The organism is Winogradskyella sp. SM1960 (assembly GCF_020179375.1).
Classification (GTDB): domain Bacteria; phylum Bacteroidota; class Bacteroidia; order Flavobacteriales; family Flavobacteriaceae; genus Winogradskyella; species Winogradskyella marina.
In genome coordinates this window covers 184,543-204,273 of the sequence record NZ_JAICBG010000006.1, presented here as the reverse complement: position 1 = coordinate 204,273, position 19,731 = coordinate 184,543, and the positions used below count along the sequence as shown (strand labels likewise).

At 32.9% G+C, this 19,731-nt stretch carries 19 protein-coding genes; 10 read left to right on the top strand and 9 right to left on the bottom strand.

Features of this window, described 5'->3' with window-relative positions:
- Positions 1 to 103: 103 nt before the first annotated feature.
- From tig to K1X16_RS14640, 4 genes are all read right to left on the bottom strand, one after another.
- Complete coding sequence (gene tig / locus K1X16_RS14655) at positions 104 to 1,426, bottom strand: trigger factor (protein WP_195871540.1); 1,323 nt, start codon at positions 1,424 to 1,426, stop codon at positions 104 to 106.
- Positions 1,427 to 1,506: 80 nt separating this feature from the next.
- Positions 1,507 to 1,854 carry a phage holin family protein gene (locus tag K1X16_RS14650; RefSeq protein ID WP_195871539.1) on the bottom strand — a complete coding sequence of 116 codons (348 nt, stop codon included), beginning with the start codon at positions 1,852 to 1,854 and terminating at the stop codon, positions 1,507 to 1,509.
- Between the two features lie 24 nt (positions 1,855 to 1,878).
- Positions 1,879 to 2,643: an alpha/beta fold hydrolase gene (locus tag K1X16_RS14645; protein ID WP_225036941.1), complete on the bottom strand. Its 765-nt coding sequence runs from the start codon at positions 2,641 to 2,643 to the stop codon at positions 1,879 to 1,881.
- 69 nt (positions 2,644 to 2,712) lie between these two features.
- Positions 2,713 to 3,426 carry a pyridoxine 5'-phosphate synthase gene (locus tag K1X16_RS14640; RefSeq protein ID WP_195871537.1) on the bottom strand — a complete coding sequence of 238 codons (714 nt, stop codon included), beginning with the start codon at positions 3,424 to 3,426 and terminating at the stop codon, positions 2,713 to 2,715.
- A gap of 90 nt (positions 3,427 to 3,516) precedes the next feature.
- Between K1X16_RS14640 and K1X16_RS14635 the strand changes: the two genes are divergently transcribed.
- The 9 genes from K1X16_RS14635 (at position 3,517) to K1X16_RS14595 (ending at position 12,392) form a co-directional block, all read left to right on the top strand.
- Complete coding sequence (locus K1X16_RS14635) at positions 3,517 to 4,173, top strand: CBS domain-containing protein (protein WP_195871536.1); 657 nt, start codon at positions 3,517 to 3,519, stop codon at positions 4,171 to 4,173.
- 116 nt (positions 4,174 to 4,289) lie between these two features.
- The gene (locus K1X16_RS14630; RefSeq protein WP_195871535.1) at positions 4,290 to 5,168 is read left to right on the top strand and encodes an NAD kinase; all 879 of its coding nucleotides are present in this window, start codon (positions 4,290 to 4,292) and stop codon (positions 5,166 to 5,168) included.
- A 109-nt stretch (positions 5,169 to 5,277) separates the two neighbouring features.
- Positions 5,278 to 5,967 carry a DUF6089 family protein gene (locus tag K1X16_RS14625; RefSeq protein ID WP_225036940.1) on the top strand — a complete coding sequence of 230 codons (690 nt, stop codon included), beginning with the start codon at positions 5,278 to 5,280 and terminating at the stop codon, positions 5,965 to 5,967.
- Positions 5,968 to 6,708 carry an isoprenyl transferase gene (locus K1X16_RS14620; protein ID WP_195871533.1) on the top strand — a complete coding sequence of 247 codons (741 nt, stop codon included), beginning with the start codon at positions 5,968 to 5,970 and terminating at the stop codon, positions 6,706 to 6,708.
- Between the two features lie 10 nt (positions 6,709 to 6,718).
- Positions 6,719 to 9,304 carry an outer membrane protein assembly factor BamA gene (bamA, locus tag K1X16_RS14615; protein ID WP_317196440.1) on the top strand — a complete coding sequence of 862 codons (2,586 nt, stop codon included), beginning with the start codon at positions 6,719 to 6,721 and terminating at the stop codon, positions 9,302 to 9,304.
- 140 nt (positions 9,305 to 9,444) lie between these two features.
- The gene (locus K1X16_RS14610; RefSeq protein ID WP_225036939.1) at positions 9,445 to 10,581 is read left to right on the top strand and encodes an OmpH family outer membrane protein; all 1,137 of its coding nucleotides are present in this window, start codon (positions 9,445 to 9,447) and stop codon (positions 10,579 to 10,581) included.
- A gap of 77 nt (positions 10,582 to 10,658) precedes the next feature.
- Positions 10,659 to 11,162, top strand: coding sequence for an OmpH family outer membrane protein (locus tag K1X16_RS14605; RefSeq protein WP_225036938.1), 504 nt, complete (start codon positions 10,659 to 10,661; stop codon positions 11,160 to 11,162).
- Positions 11,163 to 11,230: 68 nt separating this feature from the next.
- Positions 11,231 to 12,010: a glutamate racemase gene (gene murI / locus K1X16_RS14600; RefSeq protein WP_195871530.1), complete on the top strand. Its 780-nt coding sequence runs from the start codon at positions 11,231 to 11,233 to the stop codon at positions 12,008 to 12,010.
- 34 nt (positions 12,011 to 12,044) lie between these two features.
- Positions 12,045 to 12,392 (top strand): GTPase, encoded by a 348-nt coding sequence (locus K1X16_RS14595; RefSeq protein WP_225036937.1) that lies wholly within the window; start codon positions 12,045 to 12,047, stop codon positions 12,390 to 12,392.
- An 18-nt stretch (positions 12,393 to 12,410) separates the two neighbouring features.
- Here K1X16_RS14595 and K1X16_RS14590 read toward each other — a convergent pair whose 3' ends face one another.
- The 5 genes from K1X16_RS14590 to K1X16_RS14570 all read right to left on the bottom strand — a co-directional run bounded on the left by K1X16_RS14590 (position 12,411) and on the right by K1X16_RS14570 (position 18,045).
- Positions 12,411 to 12,926 carry a gamma carbonic anhydrase family protein gene (locus K1X16_RS14590; protein WP_225036936.1) on the bottom strand — a complete coding sequence of 172 codons (516 nt, stop codon included), beginning with the start codon at positions 12,924 to 12,926 and terminating at the stop codon, positions 12,411 to 12,413.
- A 137-nt stretch (positions 12,927 to 13,063) separates the two neighbouring features.
- On the bottom strand, positions 13,064 to 13,258 hold the full coding sequence (rpsU, locus tag K1X16_RS14585; protein ID WP_195871527.1) for a 30S ribosomal protein S21: 195 nt from the start codon (positions 13,256 to 13,258) through the stop codon (positions 13,064 to 13,066).
- A 332-nt stretch (positions 13,259 to 13,590) separates the two neighbouring features.
- On the bottom strand, positions 13,591 to 14,454 hold the full coding sequence (locus tag K1X16_RS14580) for an RNA polymerase sigma factor RpoD/SigA (RefSeq protein WP_195871526.1): 864 nt from the start codon (positions 14,452 to 14,454) through the stop codon (positions 13,591 to 13,593).
- 116 nt (positions 14,455 to 14,570) lie between these two features.
- Positions 14,571 to 17,231 (bottom strand): AsmA-like C-terminal region-containing protein, encoded by a 2,661-nt coding sequence (locus K1X16_RS14575; RefSeq protein ID WP_225036935.1) that lies wholly within the window; start codon positions 17,229 to 17,231, stop codon positions 14,571 to 14,573.
- A 109-nt stretch (positions 17,232 to 17,340) separates the two neighbouring features.
- Complete coding sequence (locus K1X16_RS14570) at positions 17,341 to 18,045, bottom strand: queuosine precursor transporter (protein WP_225036934.1); 705 nt, start codon at positions 18,043 to 18,045, stop codon at positions 17,341 to 17,343.
- A gap of 450 nt (positions 18,046 to 18,495) precedes the next feature.
- Here K1X16_RS14570 and folK point away from each other — a divergent pair, with 450 nt between their 5' ends.
- A complete protein-coding gene (folK, locus tag K1X16_RS14565; RefSeq protein ID WP_225036933.1) occupies positions 18,496 to 19,626 on the top strand; it encodes a 2-amino-4-hydroxy-6-hydroxymethyldihydropteridine diphosphokinase in 1,131 nt (376 codons plus the stop codon).
- The last annotated feature ends 105 nt before the right edge of the window (positions 19,627 to 19,731 follow it).

Here is a 19,731-nt window from a genome sequence, read left to right as displayed (position 1 = left end):
TTTACTGTTTGAATTTGTTTAAATTTAGAATTATTACAAAAACAAAAGACGTAAAACTGAAAAAGTTTTACGCCTTAAAGATACTAATATTTTTAAAGATTGCTTAACTATAAAACTCTTTTACAAAATCATCATAAGTGATGTCTTTCGTCTTAGTGTTAGCTTCTGTCTTATATAAGTTTAATAATTTCTGACTCATTAACTGCTCAGACATACGCTTTACTTCATCTTGATTTCCTAAAATACGAGCTGCAATATCTTCTAATTCTTTGTCTGAAGGATTCATTTGACCAAATTGTGCCATCTGACCTTTAATCATTTCCATAGAATGCGCTTTTAATTCTTCAAACTGAACCTGAAGGTTGTGCTTTTCTATTAATTTACCTTCAATAAGTTGGTAACGCATGCTTTTTTCAGACTTTTCGTATTCTTCTTTAGCTTGCTCTTCTGTCATTTCTTCCTCACCTGCTGTTTGCATCCATTTCTGTAAGAAACTTGCTGGTAAATCGAATTTTGTATTTTCTATTAGGTTTTCAGTAACATCGTTTAATAATTTCTGATCGCCTTGTTGTTTAAATTGCTTTTCTGAATCTTCTTTGATTTTTTCTTTCAATTCTGTTACAGACGTTACAATTCCTTCTCCAAATAACTTGTCAAAAAGTTCTTGGTCTAAATCAGCTAATTCACGTTCGTTAATTTCAGTAATAGTAAAAGTAACCTCAATGTCTAAACCATGAGCATCATCGTGTGGTACTTTTAATGCATTCATTAAATCGTGATCGTCATTAAACAATCCTTTTGTTTTTAATGTAATTGTATCACCAACTTTAGATCCAATAAATTTCTTTGGATTAGCTTTTCCTTTCAACTTATCTAAAGTAATCATCGTAGAATTATCGATGTCTTTTTCTTCATTAGTGAAAGTTCCTGTGATTTCAGAAGCTTCTGTCACTTCGTCTTGAGAAACAATTTTACCATATTGTTTTTGAAGATGCTCAACTTGATCATTGATCATTTTGTCATCTGCTACAATATTATAATGTGTGATTGCTTTCTTATTTTTTAATTCTACTTCGAATTCTGGTGCTAAACCTAATTCAAATTCAAAAGAAAATGCTTCAGCATCCCAATCTAAATCGTCTTGTGCTTTTGGTAACGGATTACCTAAAACATCTAATTTTTCTTCAGTCAAATACTTACCAAGAGCATCTTGTAGTAATTTGTTTACTTCATCTACCAATACGGCTTTACCATATTGTTTCTTAACCATTCCCATTGGTACGTGGCCTTTTCTAAAGCCTGGAATGTTAGCAGATTTACGATAATCTGTTAAGATTTTCTCTACTTTATCGCTGTAATCTTCTTTAGCGATATCCACTTTTACAACTGCATTTAATGCATCGATGTTTTCTCTTGTAATGTTCATTTTTCTTGAAACTAAAATTGGGCTGCAAAAATACAACATTTTTTGCAACCCAACAACAGTTTTAAATGTTTGACTTTAGGCTATTTTTTGCCGTCTTTTAAGAATGATTGTAGTATAGATTGCAAAATAGATAAAAGTACACTGAAAAGTAATGCGGTCCAGAAGCCAGAGACACTAAATCCATCTAGTAGATTACTGGCTAATAATATAATTAGCGCATTAATGACCAATAGAAAAAGTCCTAATGTTACAATGGTGACTGGTATGGTTAGAATGACGAGAATTGGTTTTACTAACAAATTCAAAATTGCTAGAACTATGGCAACAATAATTGCACCAATATAGCCATCTACAGCAACGCCATTTAAAATATGAGCTAAAATAAAAACGGCTAGTGCGTTTAGTAAAAGTCTTAAGATGAGATTCATGATTTTAATTTTTTAAATACTGGATTAAGATATGAAATTTATCACAGCATTATAAAAATCCTCGGGGTTTTCAGCATGCAACCAATGACCAGCATTAGCAATCGTTATAATTTCAGAATTTGAAAAATGTCGATGAATAATTGCTTCGTCTGCTTCTCCGATATATTCTGAACGGTCGCCACGTAAAAATAACGTGGCTTTATTAAACGTAGCATGTGCAGGAAGAGCTTCTCCAACTTCTGAAACATTCTCTTTTAGTACCTCGAGGTTAATTCTTAATCCTAATTGTCCTTTTTCTACCCAATATAAATTTTTGAGTAAAAACATACGAATACCTGTTTCATGTATATAACTCGCTAAAGCTTTATCTGCAGCACCTCTGCTTTTTAATTTTGAAAAATCTAAACTGCTTAAGCCTTCTAAAATAGCATCGTGATGAACAGGATAATAGCGTGGAGAAATATCTGCAACTATAAGTTTACTAACCAATTCTGGGTATTTGGTAGCAAAAAGCATGGCTGTTTTGCCACCCATGGAGTGTCCTAATAAAACAATATCACTTAGGTTGTTGTTATTACAATAGTGTTTCAGGTCTTCGGCCATTGCTTCATAATCAAAGTTTTCCGAATGAAAACTACGTCCATGGTTACGTTGATCTACAAGGTGGACTTCAAAATTAGATTCTGAAAATTGTTTGCCTAAGGTTTTCCAGTTGTCACCCATACCTAAAAATCCATGTAGAATTATAAATGGTTTTCCTTCTCCTATGATGTTTGAGTGTAATTTCATGTTTTTTAATTTGAAGTTTGATGTGTGCAGCGTAAAGATTCTTCTAACTTCCTACTTCGTTCTTACAACTTATTTAAGCTTCTCTAAATACTTTCCAATGACATTCTCAACACCCAAATACAAACTCTCAGCAATTAAAGCATGTCCAATTGATACTTCTAATAAGCCAGTTATGTTTTCCTTGAAAAATTTAATATTGTCTAGAGATAAATCATGCCCTGCGTTAATACCTAACTGTAGGGTGTTTGCCAAGTTAGCACATTCTGTATATGGATTTATAGCGTTTTTATTGCCAAGGCTATATTGGTGAGCAAAGGCTTCGGTGTAGAGTTCAATTCTATCCGTTCCTGTATTTTTAGCTCCTTCAATTTGATGTAAATCCGGATCTACAAAGATTGAAGTTCTGATGTCGTTGGCTTTAAATTCTTTGATGACTTCAACAAGAAAATCTTTGTGTTTTATGGTATCCCAACCAGCATTAGAGGTAATAGCATCAACGGCATCTGGTACTAAAGTTACTTGCGTAGGTTTAATCTTTAAAACCATATCTACAAATTTAGGAATAGGATTTCCTTCTATATTGTATTCCGTATAAACTTCAGACTTTAAATCGTACGCATCTTGGTAGCGAATATGACGTTCGTCTGGCCTTGGATGAATGGTGACTCCTTCCGCACCAAAACGCTGAACATCCTTTGCAAACTGCACAACATTAGGCACATCGCCTCCACGACTATTTCTTAATGTAGCAATCTTATTTATATTAACACTTAGTTTGGTCATATCTGTAAAATTTGAATTACAAAAATACAAACAAGACCACGTATATTGTGGTTATTTTTGATTAATTTGCAATATAATTAATACAGTTTAATGGAGCTTCAAGATTATATAATAAACGACATAAAACCTATTAGAACAACGGATAAAATAAGTGATTTAAAATTACTGTTTAATCAGTTAACCTATTCTCATATTCCTATTGATAAGGATGGGGTTTATATGGGTTGTATTTCTGAGACCGATGCACATTGTTTTGATGGAGCTATAACCATTAGTGATTGTAATTATGCGATTGAAGGTTTTTTTGTTAGACAAACTACTAATTGGTTAGATGTTTTAGAAGCCTTCGCTCAAAACGATTCTAATATAATGCCTGTTTTAGATCCTGATAACAAATATTTGGGCTATTATGAGCTAAATGATATTATACACCTATTTAATGAAACTCCTTTTTTTGCTGAACCAGGTGGAATTTTAATAGTTGAAAAAGGTGTTAATGATTATTCTTTCAGTGAAATTAGTCAGATTGTAGAATCGAATGATGCTAAAATTTTAGGAGCATTTGTGTCTAAAATGGAAGGAGATTTGGCAAGAATAACATTAAAAATTAGTAATACTAGTCTTAATGAGGTTATTCAATCGTTTAGACGCTATAGTTATAATATTGTTTCTGGGCATGAAGATGATTCATATATGGAAACTTTAAAAGAACGTTCGCAATATCTCGATAAATACTTAAATATGTAATTTATGGAACGCGGCAATTCAAGAATTTATAATTTAAAAGAATATTTAATGGTGAACAGGATGTCTGTACAGAGCAAAGCCGAAGTGTGTGACCCTAATAACATAATTTTAAACACATGAAAGTAGCAATCTACGGTCAAAAGTACATTAAAGAAACAGCTCAAAAAGCAGTTGAAAAACTAATTGATGTGCTACTACAAAAAGAGGCTCAAGTTTTTATAGAACATGAGTTCTTAGAGGTTCAAGATGCTGCAATTAAACAAAATGCTAAGCTGAGTACATTTAAGGCATTAGATACAACTTATGATTTATTAATTAGTGTTGGTGGTGATGGTACCATATTGAGAGCTATTGCTTATGTTGGTGATTTAGGTATACCAGTGGTAGGGGTTAATACTGGTCGCTTAGGTTTTTTGGCAACGATACAAATTGACGACATACAATCGGCATTAACAGAAATTTTTAACGGAGAATATAAAATTTCAGAACGCGCATTACTGAGTGTTTCAACAGATCCAGAGCATCAAGATATTGTGGAAACGCATTTCGCATTAAATGAAATTGCGATTAGTAGAAAAAATACCACGAGCATGATAACAATTGAAACCCATTTAGACGATGAGTTTTTAACATCGTATTGGGCAGATGGGCTTATTTTATCTACTCCAACGGGTTCAACAGGCTACTCGTTAAGTTGTGGAGGACCAGTGATAGCGCCAAAAGCGAAAAATTTTGCGCTTACACCAATTTCACCTCATAATTTAAGTGCGCGACCGCTCATTCTTCCAGATAATACAACGGTAACGCTGAGAGTTAACGGAAGGGAAGACCAATTTTTAATGTCATTAGATTCTAGGATTGTGACACTTTCTAATGCTACTACAGTAACCGTTAAAAAAGCGAATTTCGTAATAAAAATGGTAGAATTGTTAGATGAAACATTTCTAGAGACACTCCGAAAAAAATTACTTTGGGGCGAAGATCGTCGTAACTAAAGCACGATGATACAATAATTACCTGCAAAAACTGTTTTCTGTAAGACTATTTGTGTCAAATTATTGTGCACAAATCAGAATTGTTATATTTGCAAACTTTGAAAAGTATATGAGGTGTTTTTTTCTACTTTTTTTATTCGTTTTTGTCACCGAAAATGTTGATGCTCAAATTTATGAGATTGGTATATTTGCAGGCGGAAGTAATTTTATAGGCGATATTGGTGCAACAGATTATATCGCTCCAAATCAGCTGGCATTAGGTGTGCTTGCTAAATGGAATCGAAGTCCAAGGCACTCTTTTAGAGCTTCAGTCATTTTTTCAGATTTAGAAGGCATTGATACAAAATCTGATGATCCAAGACGACTAGAACGTGGTTACGAGTTTAATACCGATATACTTGAAATTTCACTAGGTATGGAATTTACATTTATAGAATTCGATCTTCATACAATAGGAAGCAAAGGAACACCGTATTTGTACTCAGGTATGACGCTTACGCATCACGATAATTATTATTATTTATCAAATGGTGAGCGTGTATCAGAAAATACATCGAGTTGGGCTTTTGGAATTCCTATGGTATTAGGCTATAAAACAAACATATCTAATCAAATGATCTTAGCAGCAGAAGTAGGAGCGCGTTATACGTTTTCTGATGAATTGGATGGAAGCATGCCAGATTCTGAAGACAGAGAAGCTTTAAGTTTTGGAAATACTAATAATAACGATTGGTATATGTTTACAGGAATTACATTAACTTACACCTTTGGTAGACGACCTTGCTATTGCAATTTTTAAATGAGTTTAAAAGAACAAATAAATATTAAGAAACTTCCTGCCCATCTAGCAATTATAATGGATGGTAACGGTCGTTGGGCAAAACAACAAGGCTTATTGCGCGTTGTTGGCCATGAAAACGGAACCAAATCCGTTAGGCAAACCGTTGAGGCAAGTGCAGAGTTAGGAATTAAAAACCTAACGCTTTACGCATTTTCTACTGAAAACTGGAACAGACCAAAACTAGAAGTTCAAACCTTAATGAAGCTTTTAGTAAAGTCCTTAAAGAAGGAAATGAAAACATTTGAGGACAATAATATTAAATTGTGTGCCATTGGAAATTTAAACGATTTACCAAAAAATGCACATAAGGAACTTTTAGATGTAATTGAAAAAACTAAGGACAATACAAATATGACATTAACTTTGGCGTTGAGCTATGGTTCTCGTGAAGAAATTGTTAATGTTATTAAAGAATTATCAGTTAAAGTTAAAAATAATATAATTTCTACTGAAAGTATTGATGAATCAATTATAAATAAGCATCTTTACACGCAAAATTTACCAGACGTTGACCTTCTTATTCGCACAAGCGGAGAGCAACGTATTAGTAATTTTTTGCTATGGCAAATAGCCTACGCAGAACTATATTTTACAGATGTTTTATGGCCAGATTTCACAAAGGAAAATCTATATGAGGCGCTCATAAACTATCAAAACAGAGAACGAAGATTTGGAAAAACAAGCGAACAACTTACCTAAAACTGCACTATTGAAATCATATTTTAAATTTTTTAGTGTTGTATTCCTTTTTACAATTTCATTTAACAGTTTTGCTCAAGTAGAGGGCGGAGAAACCTATTTGATTAAGGAAATTTCGGTAACCGGAAACACTAATTTTAGTGAACAAACTATTATTGCCTATTCTAAGCTTAGAAAAGATGAAGAGATTCAGGTAGGAGGTGAAAAAATTGCCAACGCCGTAAAAACATTATGGAAATCTAATCTATTTAGTAGTATAGATGTCTATGTTGTTAATATTGATGGTAATACTGCAGATTTAGAAATTCATCTTAGTGATTTGCCAGAGCTTAAAGACCTTACAATTGAAGGTGTTAAAAAAGGAAAGAAGGACGAGATTATTGATGAGAATAAACTAAAACCTGGTCAGAAAGTAACCGAAAATCTAATTGCTACAACAAAAAATTACCTTACTAGCAAGTATAGAAAAAAAGGGTTTTTAAATACAGATGTTAGAATTAGTACGTCAGAAGTCATTGACTCGGTAGAAAAGGAGCGTGTTGATATGCGTATTCTTATAGATAAAGGCGAGAAAGTAAAAATTAAGACCATTAACTTCGAAGGCAACGAAATAATGTCAGACAAAAAGCTTCGTAAAGCAATGAAAAACACGAAGCAAAAGAAGTTTATTAGATTCTTAAAACGTTCTAAATATATTGAAGATGATTTTAGAGAGGATTTAGTCAGCGTTGTAGACTACTATAAAGAAAATGGTTATAGAGATGCGAGAATTATTTCAGACTCTATTTCATATTTAAATGAAAAAAATATTAGCCTGGACATTAAGGTTGAAGAAGGTGAAAAATACACCTTTGGAAAGATTTCATTTATAGGAAACACTATTTACTCAGATCGACAGCTATCTAATTTATTAGGTATAAAAGAAGGGGATACTTATAATGGTGTAGAATTACGAGAACGTATTGCGGATGAAACTAATCCAGATGCAAACGACATCACCAATGCTTATCAAAATTTTGGATACATGTTCTCTACTATCAATCCAGTTGAAGTAAGTGCAGAAGGTAATGTTATAGATATGGAAATTCGTATCTCTGAAGGTAAGCCTGCTTATTTTAATCATGTTACTGTAGTAGGTAATGATGTTACTAATGACCACGTTATTTACAGAGAGCTTAGAACACGACCAGGAGAATTATACAGAAAAGCTGATATTATTAGAACGATTAGAGAACTTGGGCAATTAGGTTATTTTGATGCACAACAAATTGTACCAGACATTAAAAACCCTAATCCTGTAGATGGAACTCTAGATGTAGAATATTCTTTAGTAGAGCAAGGCTCTAGCCAAATACAGCTGCAAGGTGGTTATGGTGGAGGTGGCTTTATTGGTACTTTAGGCTTGTCCTTTAACAACTTTGCTATTAAAGATATTTTTAAGAAAGATGCTTACAAACCAGTGCCTAGAGGTGATGGCCAAAGTTTAGCCTTAAGACTGCAGGCAAGTCAGTTTTTCCAAACTTATAGTTTTTCATTTAGCGAACCTTGGTATGGAGGTAAAAAACCATTTCAGTTGTCGTCTTCAATTTCGCACTCAAGACAGTTTTTATACGATAATACAACAGGAAGAGCAGATAAGAGCAAGAGCTTTAATATTACAGGTTTAACTTTAGGAGTATCTACTAGATTATCAGAACCAGATGACTACTTTATGTTGTCGCAGGCCATTAGTTACCAGCATTATGATTTACAAAATTATAACACAGGTTTATTTACCTTTGGTGATGGAACATCAAATAACTTATCTTACACGGTAGGTTTAAGTAGAAGTGACCTTAGTGTAGACCCTATTTACCCAACAGGAGGATCTAATTTCTCTGTATCGGCGAAGTTTTCATTCCCATATTCATTAGTTAACGGTGTAGATTACAAAGCTCTAAAAGAAGATAGAGAAGATCAAAATGAAATAATAAGTGATTATCGAGCTAATCAAAACCCAACACTTCAAGAGACAGCTGCTTTTAACGATGCAAATGCTAGAGTGTCAGAGATTGATCAACAGCGCTTTAATTGGTTAGAGTTTTATAAAATTAAATTTAAAGCAGATTGGTACCAATCACTAACTAAAAAACTAGTGTTACGTCCTAGTATGGAATTTGGATTCCTTGGAGCTTATAATAATGATAGAGGCGTTATTCCTTTTGAAAGGTTCTTTGTTGGTGGAGATGGTTTAGCAAACTATTCATTAGACGGAAGGGAAGTTGTTCAGTTGCGTGGTTATCCTAACCAATCATTATCGTCTCAAGATGGTGGTTCTATTTATAGTAAATTTTCACTAGAGTTACGCTATCCAATCACATTAGGTGCACAGGCTAAAATATATGCACTTTCATTTTTAGAAGCAGGTACATCTGTAAATGACTTTAAGGATTTTGATCCATTTAAGCTTAATAGATCTGCTGGTTTTGGACTTAGAATCTTTATGCCAGCCTTTGGTTTACTTGGTATAGACTTTGGTCATGCGTTTGATAATTTACCTGATGGAACAGCTCCTAAGAAATGGGAGACGCACTTCATAATTGGACAACAATTTTAAGTTTGGCACGATATTTTCTAATTGCTTAATAACGATTTCATCATGTTGTTAAAATTTTTAATGATATATTTCGTTAAATTTGAAGATTGGTAACACAAAATGATAACACATTGAGTTTTACACAAAAAATGTCTCAAAACATGAAAACAATAATGATGAAATTTAAAGTTCTTTTTTTACTAACAATAATTGGTCTTGCAACCTGTAGTGTAAGTGCACAACGTGGAGTTAGAATTGGTTACATTGATACGGAGTACATCTTACAAAATGTACCTGAGTATACAGAAGCATCTGCTCAATTAGATCAGAAAGTGCAACAATGGAAATCTGAAATTGAAACGAAACTAAATGCCATCGAACAAAAAAAGAAAGAGCTAGATAACGAAAGCGTTCTTTTAACAAAAGAATTATACGATGAGCGTTATGAGGATATCACTTTTGAAGAAGCTGAAATTTTAGATTATCAGCAAAAGCGTTTTGGGCCAGAAGGAGATTTAATGATTCAAAAACGTCAGTTAATAGAACCAATACAAGATCAAATTTTTGCAGCTGTACAAGAAATTGCAGAAACTAAAAAGTACGATTTTGTTTTTGATAAATCAGCAGACGTTGTAATGCTGTATTCCGCTGAGCGTTATGATATGAGCGAACAAGTGTTAAGAACCATAACAAGAACCTCTAAACGAACACAAGCAAAAAGCAAGAAGGAACGTCAGGAATTAGAAGACGAAGAAGTTGTGCCAGTTGTAGATTCAGATAAAGATGCGCGTCAACAAGCATTAGAAGAGCGTAAGGCAAATCGTGAAAAGGAATTGGCAGAAAAGCGAGCAGAACGTGAGAGAGCTGCAGAAGAGAGAAAAGCGGCTTTAGAGGCTTCACGAGAAGCTAAGAAGAAGGACGCAGAAGAACGTCGTCAAAAAGTAATTGATGAAAGAAAAGCGAGATCAGAAGCTGCTTCTGATGACGCAGAAACAGTTGTTGAAAGCAAAACAGACAGTACAGCAAAAGCTGGAACAGTTAAAAAAATAGATAGTATAAAAGTTGAAGGCACAGTTAAAAAGGATTCAATTAATTCTAAAACGCCTAAAACAGCAGCAGAAATTGCAGCAGCCGAACGCGCTAAAAAATTGAAAGATAGAGAAGCGCGCCAAAAAGCATTAGAGGAAAGAAAACAAAAAATAATAGAACAACGAAAAAAAGCACGTGAAGAGCGTGAAGCACGAGTAAGAAGAAACGATTCTATAGCAAAAGCTAAGAAAAACGAAGACAATAATTAACAATTTATAACACGTAATACAATTAAAATCAAATGAAATCAAAGATTCACGAAAACAGAAAATTAAATAGATTGGACATGAGTAAACATTTCAAAACTTTATTATTTGCAGCAGTACTTTTTATTGGTGCTACAAGTTTTACAACAGCACAAAGTAACGTTGCCCATATAAACAAGCAAGAATTAATAAAAGCAATGCCTGCTTATGCGCAAGCTCAAACTGAAATTGAGAAACTGAGTCAAACGTATCAAGCAACAATTCAAACGTCACTAAAAGAATTAGACGTTAAATTAAAGCAATACAATTCTGAAGCTGAAACACAGTCTGAGCAGACTAATATGGATCGTATGACAGAAGTAGAAGGTATCAAACAAAGTTTAGGTGAGTACCAGCAACAAGCACAGAAAGATTTACAAGAAAAAGAATTTAACCTTTTAAAGCCAATTGTTGAAAAAGCAGATAACGCTATTAAAGCAGTAGCTAAAGCTCAAGGTATTCAGTATGTTGTAGATTCTGCAATGCTAATTGTAGCAGATGGTAAGGATCTTATGGCAGACGTTAAAAAGCAATTAGGATTGTAATAATTCTAAATTAACAAAATATATAAAAAAAGTCGCTTATTGTTAAGCGACTTTTTATTTTTGTAGTAATGTGTAATAGACCAATTGGCATATTTGACTCTGGAATTGGAGGTACTTCTATCTTTAAGGAGATTCATGAGCTATTACCAAATGAAAGTTGTATCTATTTAGCGGATAGCAAAAATGCACCTTATGGTAACAAGTCTACAGATGACATCGTTCAGTTAAGTATTAAGAATACTGAATATCTTATTAGTAAAGGGAGTAAAATTATTGTTATCGCTTGTAATACAGCAACGACAAATGCCATAACTTACTTAAGAGCCAATTATAATGTTCCATTTATAGGTATAGAACCAGCCATAAAACCAGCAGCTTTAAACACACAGACAAAGGTTATTGGTATTTTAGCAACTAAAGGAACGTTAAGCAGCGAGCTATTTCATAAGGCTTCAGATTTGTATTCTAAGAATATAAAAATTATAGAACAGGTAGGTGAAGGTATTGTGCCTTTAATTGAAAAGGGGCAATTAGATTCTGAAGCCATGCAAATGTATTTAGAAACCTATTTAGAACCTATGTTAAAGCAAGATATAGATTATTTGGTTCTAGGTTGCACGCATTATCCTTACCTCATTCCTAGGCTAACTAAAATGCTTCCAGATCATGTGAAAATTATTGATTCTGGTAGAGCAGTGGCAAAACAGACGCAAACCGTATTGTCTCAACTAGATGTTCTAAATGATTCAACTGAACAACCAAGTATTCAGTTATTTTCAAACGGTGATATTTCAGTACTAAATTCAATTTTAGATTATAAATTTGATGTGGCTTATTTAGATTTTTAGTAAGGTTTTCATTTAATGCCCTACTAACCTAAGTATGAAATTACTATTTATTTATAATGCTAACTCAGGCAAATTAAATGCCTTGTTTGATGCAGGTCATAAACTTATGAGTCCTTCAACCTATAAATGTTCATTGTGCGCATTAACGCATAACACGTTTTCAGAAAATCGTAGTTGGAAGGAGTTTAGAGCAGAAAGTAATCTTGATATGGAATTTTATCACAAGGATGAGTTTGAAACAAAATTTCCTAATGTAAACATGACCTATCCTGCTATTTTAAAACACGAGGCACAGCAAATTTCAACAGTTTTAAATGCTGATGTTTTAAATGAAATATCAAATGTTGAAGACTTAATAGTACGCTTGAAACTTCAACTTTAAAATGATACCATTTAGTCGTTATTCCTTAAACCAACTGGAATATTCAACATAGTTATTAGCAATTCTATCAATCTCGCCAGAGATTAACTCCTTACTAATATCTTTTACTTTTTTTGCAGGCACTCCTGCATAAATACTACCAGATTCTACAACTGTATTTTTCGTAACTACAGCACCAGCAGCGATTATACTATTGCTTTCTATCACGCAGTCGTCCATAATAATGCTTCCCATACCAACGAGTACATTATCTTTAATGGTACAACCATGCACAATAGCATTATGGCCAATAGAAACGTTATTACCAATGGTTGTAGGTGATTTTAGATAGGTTGCATGAATGACTGCTCCATCTTGAATATTCACCTTGTTGCCCATTTTTATAAAATGTACATCTCCTCTAATTACAGCATTAAACCAAATACTACATTGTTCGCCTATAGTAACATCTCCTAATATAGTTGCATTTTCTGCGATAAAACAATCCTCTGGAATGTGTGGTTGCTTTCCTCTTACTGATTTAATTATTGGCATAATTTATTTTTTAATATGTTCTGTTTGGTTTTAAAACCTTCAAGATAAAATGAAAATTTGAAGTAATCAGAATTTATGGTATAAAAAAAGAGCAGCACAAGTGCTACTCTTTTAGTATTTTGGTATATAAAAAGTATCTATATATCTTCAGCGTCTCTTAAACCTTGAATATATTCAGCTTTCTGAATTTCTCTTCTTCTTTTTACAGAAGGTTTTGTAAAATAACGTGATTCTCTCAAGTTTTGCATAATCTGCACATTTCTGTGTTTACGCTTGTAACGCTTAAGTGCACGTTCTATATTTTCTCCTTCTTTGATTTCGATTTTAATCATTATCGATAATATTTTTGTTAACTAATTCTTGCAAATGGTCGGCAAATATATGCTAACTATTTGAAAATAAAAAATTAATTCAAGGTTTTAGAATAATATTTTTCATTGGTGTCTGAAAAATGACAAAAGACCACTTCGCTTTTAGAACTAGGAACAAAGATTTAACTCTTGCTAACGAACAAAACGCAGTTTTTTAAAAGAGAATTTATGCGCTATTGTTAGCTTTAAAATTTAATCTAATGACTAAAACTTATAGTCCACCTGTTGAACGAACAACTGACCAAGTCTTAATTCTCGTATCTAAAAGCGTAGCGGTCTAACCGTCTTTTTTATTATCCTAAATACGTCTTTAAAATCTTACTCTTACTTGCGTGTCTTAATCTTCTAATCCCTTTTTCTCTAATTTGTCTAACACGCTCACGTGTTAAATCGTAGATACTTCCAATTTCTTCAAGTGTCATTGGTGGTTGGTCGCCAATTCCGAAATTTAAACGAATAACATCACTTTCCTTTTGAGTCAAGGTTTCAAGTGCACGCTCTACTTCTGTATTTAAAGACTCTTTCATTAACTCTTTATCTGGTCTTGGTGATTCACCAGAACTTACCACATCGTACAAACTAAAAGTCTCACCATCTTTTAATGGAGCATCCATAGAAAGGTGACGACCAGAGTTTTTCATAGATTGTTTTACCTCACGAACACTTATATCTAGTTCGCCAGCAATTTCATCTGCGTTTGGCGGTCGTTGATTAACTTGCTCTAAATGAGAAAATGCTTTATTAATTTTATTAATAGTACCAATCTTATTTAATGGTAATCTTACAATACGCGACTGTTCCGCCAAGGCTTGTAAAATTGCTTGTCTAATCCACCATACAGCATAAGAAATAAACTTAAAACCTCTAGTTTCATCAAAACGTTTTGCGGCTTTTACTAAACCTGCATTTCCTTCATTAATTAAATCTGGTAATTTTAAACCTTGATTTTGATATTGTTTTGCTACCGAAACAACAAACCTTAAGTTGGCTGTTGTTAGTTTATCTAATGCTGCTTGATCACCTTTTCTGATAAGCTGTGCTAATTCCACTTCCTCATCTGCGGTAATCAACGGAATTTTACTTATATCCTGTAGATATTTATCTAATGATTTATCCTCTCTGTTGGTTACCTGTTTGGTGATTTTTAACTGCCTCATATATCCTTTTTAAAATTTAGTGAACCTTCAATGTAACCAAATTATTAAGAAAAGCAAATAAATGTGTAATTATTAACATTAATTGGCAAAAAATGATTACTTTTTCAGTTCGTAGATTACATATCGGTTGAATCTGCCTCCTTTTTGTTATTTTTCTTTCCGCCTAAGAGTCCTCCTAAAATATTACCAACACCTTCTTTAATCTTATCCTTATTTTCTTGTTTTGTACTGTCTGCCTTTGTCATTGTAGCCGTAGAGTCTGTTTTAGTAGTGTTATCATTTTCACCAGCTAAACCACTTAATAGGTCTTTAACTTTATCTTTTCCTTGACCAATTAATTTTTGTTTTTCAATTTCAATTAATTGTTTTGTTAGGTTAGTGACACCACTCGTTAAATCTGTTTTAATATTTGGACTAGCAAATGTGCCACCAATATTCGCAGTTACAGGTACGGTTAGATTATTTACCTCATTATCATCAATCTTGCCAATTAAACGATTCACTTCACTTCCTAAATACTTAGCAGGTACTTGTAAAACGGCACTGTAATTCATGGTGTTTGAAAAACTGTGAGATCCAGAAACTTCAATAGGAATATCTTTATAATTAAGAGTAAATGGTTTTACAGAAACCTGTCCGTTATCAAAACTTAAATTGGTCTTAACATCTTTTAAATCTAATTGATCGAAGTCTATAAAATCTAATTTACTGTCTAAACTTGTAAGCAAAGGACTATTATTCGCATCAACTTTATTAGTTAGAATTTCAGCTAAAGCACTACCAGACATTGTTGTTAAATCTGGCGAAAAACTTTCGTCTAAAAATCCACTGACATCAATGGTAGAGTTTAGTTTTCCTTGCAATATTTTAGCTATTGGTGCTAAGGCTTTCAACATTTCTAAATCATTAAACGATTGTGAAATATCGAAGTTTTGCATGCCTAACTTTACATCAAAAGCTGGTTTGTCTGATTTCGTAGACACATTACCATTAATTCCCAATTGACCATTAAAAATATCTGTGGTCATGTTTTTTAGATTCGCATTTTGGTCTTTAATAATGAGTTGTCCTTTTACATTCTTTAAATTTAAATTATCATAAACAACCGTATTTGCATGGGCTGTGATGGTACAATCTAAAAAATCTGGAATTTTGAGTGATTCAGCATCAGACGTTGTTTTGTTCGATGTTTCTGTTGCCGTTTCATCTTCAACCATAAAATCTGAAAGCGCAAACCTATTGGAATTTAAATTAAAATTACCTTCAAGCTTTTTGTCACTTAATAAAAATCCTAATAAGTTATTAATACTTCCTGTTGCTGAAAAATCACTTGTTCCTGTTAACGCATCAAAACTATTTAAGCTAACTGTTCCTGGTTTAAACGTTAAATTGGCTTTGTTAATTTGAATAGGATTCACAATATCTTCAGACGAAAATATAAAGTCGGAAATAGAAACACTACCGACATTTTTTATGCGTTGATAAGCATTGGTTTCAATGGCGTTCATGTCAAAAGAGGTATCTATATTTCCTTTTAAAATACCACTCAATTCGTTTTCTAACTCAACAGGATACGCTTTTGTAATATTCGCCAAATTTAAAACACCATCTAATTTGGCTGCAACCAACATGTTTTTGGTGAGGTTTTTTATTGAAGCTTCAGACTTAAAAACATCCTCATCTACTTGAAAATTCAATTTATTGATGTTAACAAAGGTATCATCCACATTTCCTGTAGTGTTTTTTACTGAGGCATCAATTGAAATATTTCGAACACTTTTTGGAAGGTCAGGAAACTTGAAGGATGCATTATCTGAATTTAGATTAATATCTAAAGTTGGTATAGTGTCATCTGAGACTAATCCTTTAACAATTCCGTTAACGGTAAAGTTTCCTGTGGTATTGACGTTCTCAACATTTTTAGCATACGTTTTTGGAATAATGGCTAAAAAATCTTTGAATGACGCTTCTGGATTCTTAAAACTGATATCAATTTGTTGTCCTGCTTCAACAAGTTGCACAAAACCTTCAAACTCTAAAGGCAAAGCATTGATGTAGCCTGTGTTCTCTCTAAATGTATATTTCTGTTGCTCTAAGTCGAGGTCAATAAGCGCATCTAATTTAATGCTGTTGTTGCTTAAGTATTCTGTACTGTCCATTGCAAACGTAATATTTGCTTCTGTATTTGTATCTAATTCCGATTTTCCACCAGAGAAAATACCTGTTCCATTATGGTTAATTTCGCTAAGATAAAAGGTGATGTTAGAGGTGTCATCTATATAAGTAAATGCACTATTGTTAAGCTCGTAGTTATCAATATCAAAGCTAAAACCACTAGAATTTTCTGTGTCTGTAGGTGTGGTTTCAGATTCACTTTCTTTAACAATATCGTAATTAACAGCACCTGTTTTGTTAGTTTTTAGGACTAAAAGCAGTTCATTGGCAATTATTTCATTGACTTCAAGAGGTTCTTCGGTACCTTGTAATAATTGCATAACACCCATTTCAAAAGACAGTGACTTTGCGGTTGCTAAAGTTTCGCCTTCAAAAGGAGCACGATTAGTTATTTTTAAATTATCGACGCTAATTTCGGCTTTAGGAAAACTACTGATAAGACTTAAGCTAATATCATCGAAAGATAAGTCGGCATTCAAGTTTTCATCTGCATAATTCTGAACAATAGTATCTACTTTAGATTCTAAAACAAAAGGAATGGCAATAAGAATCGCAATAAATATGAGTAAAACGATTCCGATAATTTTTAAAAATTTCTTCATAAGGTGTATTATTGTTTTTAAAACTGTGTCTTTTATATATACGCAAAATTCTGTATAAAAGTTGCTAATATCATTAAGTTTAAGAAGATTTTAGTGTTTTGCTTAGTGGTTAAAGTAAATTTATTTCCTCATTTAGTTTTAACTTGAAGCGTTTCCTAAATAGATACACGCCAAGGTATAAAAACGGTGTATCTAATAATGCGACTAAAACCTTAAAAGTAAAGCCGCTTACGAGCAGGCCTGCGAAGTTTTTCCAATCTATAATGCCGAAGGTACACAGCAAAAACAGAATTGTAAAGGTGTCTATAAATTGAGACAACCAAGTTGAAAAATTATTTCGTAACCATAGATGTTTGCCTTTAGTTAGTCGTTTCCAGAAATGATAAATTTGAATATCTACAAACTGCGCAAATAAATACGTTACCATACTGGCAAAAACAGCAAGAGCCGTGTTTCCAAATACTTTGTTAAATAGGGTGTCATCGACGTAAGACCATTCTGTAGCAGGAACGCTTGAAGCGGTATAGATAATTAGAAGTGAAAATAATGAAGCGAAAATGCCCACAATCACAATGTCGTTTGCACGCTTTTTTCCATAAATCTCACTGATTAAATCTGTAATTAAAAAGGTGATTGGATACGGTAAAATACCAACCGAAATCTCAAATAGTTTAGATCCAAAAAATTCAACTTCAAAAGGATGCCAATAAAAGAATTTTTGAAAAATTAAGTTAGAAACAACAAGCGATGTTATAAAAAGACCACCAAGGATGAGGTAAATGCGTTGCGCGAGTAATTTGTCTTTTAATGGCATATTTGGGAGTTGGCAGTTTGTTTTGTGTAAATATAAGGGATAATTCTGAGGGAAGACGGAAGAAAAAGTCCGAAGACAGAGGCGGACTGTGAGATGTTGGTTTGAAGAAAGTGGTATGAAGTTTAATGCTCTCAAACATACTAAGTCGTAAAGAAAAAAGTTGTAAGTTAACTGATGTTGAGTTGTTTGTTGTTAAGCTGTAGGTTCTGGAAAGAAGTTTTAACGGTCTTTTAATCTGTTCTATGTGGAAAATATTTTGGTACTAATATTTTTTACGGCTTGAGATGCAATTTTATTTTTGGATAATTACTGTTTGTCTGCTAGTTCGACTTAAGTCTTCATTCTTGGTTCTAACAGCCAAGCGGTCTTATATCTTTTTTAAACATTTATCAACAAGACGAGCATATCATTAGCATAATAGATTTTGTTTTAGTTATTTTTGAAGTTTCAATGAAACCAACCAAAACCATTCACATAGCATTAGGAAGTAACAAAGGGCACAAATTGCAATATTTGCAATCTGCTGTAGATGCTATTTTTGAACGTATTGGTGCTGTTAAGAAGATTTCTAAAGTTTATAAAACGCCAGCTTTGGGATTTGAAGGTGACGACTTTTTTAATGCTTGTGTAAAGGTTGAAACTGAATTGAAGCCAAAAAAGGTTTTAAAAGAATTACAAACTATTGAGTCGGATTTAGGACGAAAAACTAAAACGACAAAAGGCTATGAATCGAGAGAAATAGATTTAGATATTTTGTTTTTTGAAGATGAAGTAATTGAAGAGAAAACATTGATAATTCCGCATCCTCGACTTCAAAACAGGAAGTTTGTTTTACAACCGTTGGTAGATATTGCAAAAGATGTTGAGCATCCACTATTAAAAACATCCATTGAAGACTTATTATTAGAATGTAAAGACGATTCGGAAATAGAACCGGTTAATATTTGGCTTAAAAACCCGAAAAAAGCCTACACGTTTAACAATTATAATTACATCGCTTTAGAAGGTAATATTGGTGCAGGAAAAACGAGTTTGGCAAATAAGATTTCTAATGATTTTAATACGAAATTAATTTTAGAGCGTTTTGCAGACAATCCGTTTTTACCAAAATTCTATAAGGAACCAGAACGTTATGCCTTTACTTTAGAAATGTCTTTTTTAGCGGATCGTTACCAACAAATTAGTGACGATTTATCGCAACTGGATTTGTTTAAGGATTTTATGGTGAGTGATTATGACGTGTTTAAATCGTTAATATTCTCAAAAATAACCTTGCCAGAAGACGAGTTTAGGTTGTACAGAAAGCTTTTTTACCAAGTATATAAAGATATTGCCAAACCAGATTTATACGTGTATCTCTATCAAAATACAGAAAGACTTCAGGCAAATATTAAAAAACGAGGTCGTAATTACGAAAAAGACATAAAAGACGATTACCTCGAAAAAATCAATTCAGGTTATCTCGAATTTCTAAAAAGCCAGCAAGACATGAATGTTAAGATTATAGATATTTCGGATCGGGATTTTGTGAAGTCTCGTGCAGATTATTTGTGGTTGTTGAGTCAGATAAATGAGTCCTGAGATGTTTGTATACGATAGGCAGTACTTATAAGTCATTAGTTTTGTCATTTCGAGCGAAGCCGAGAAATCTCATTATTCTAATATAGTAAAGGTTTTAGTCTGTTT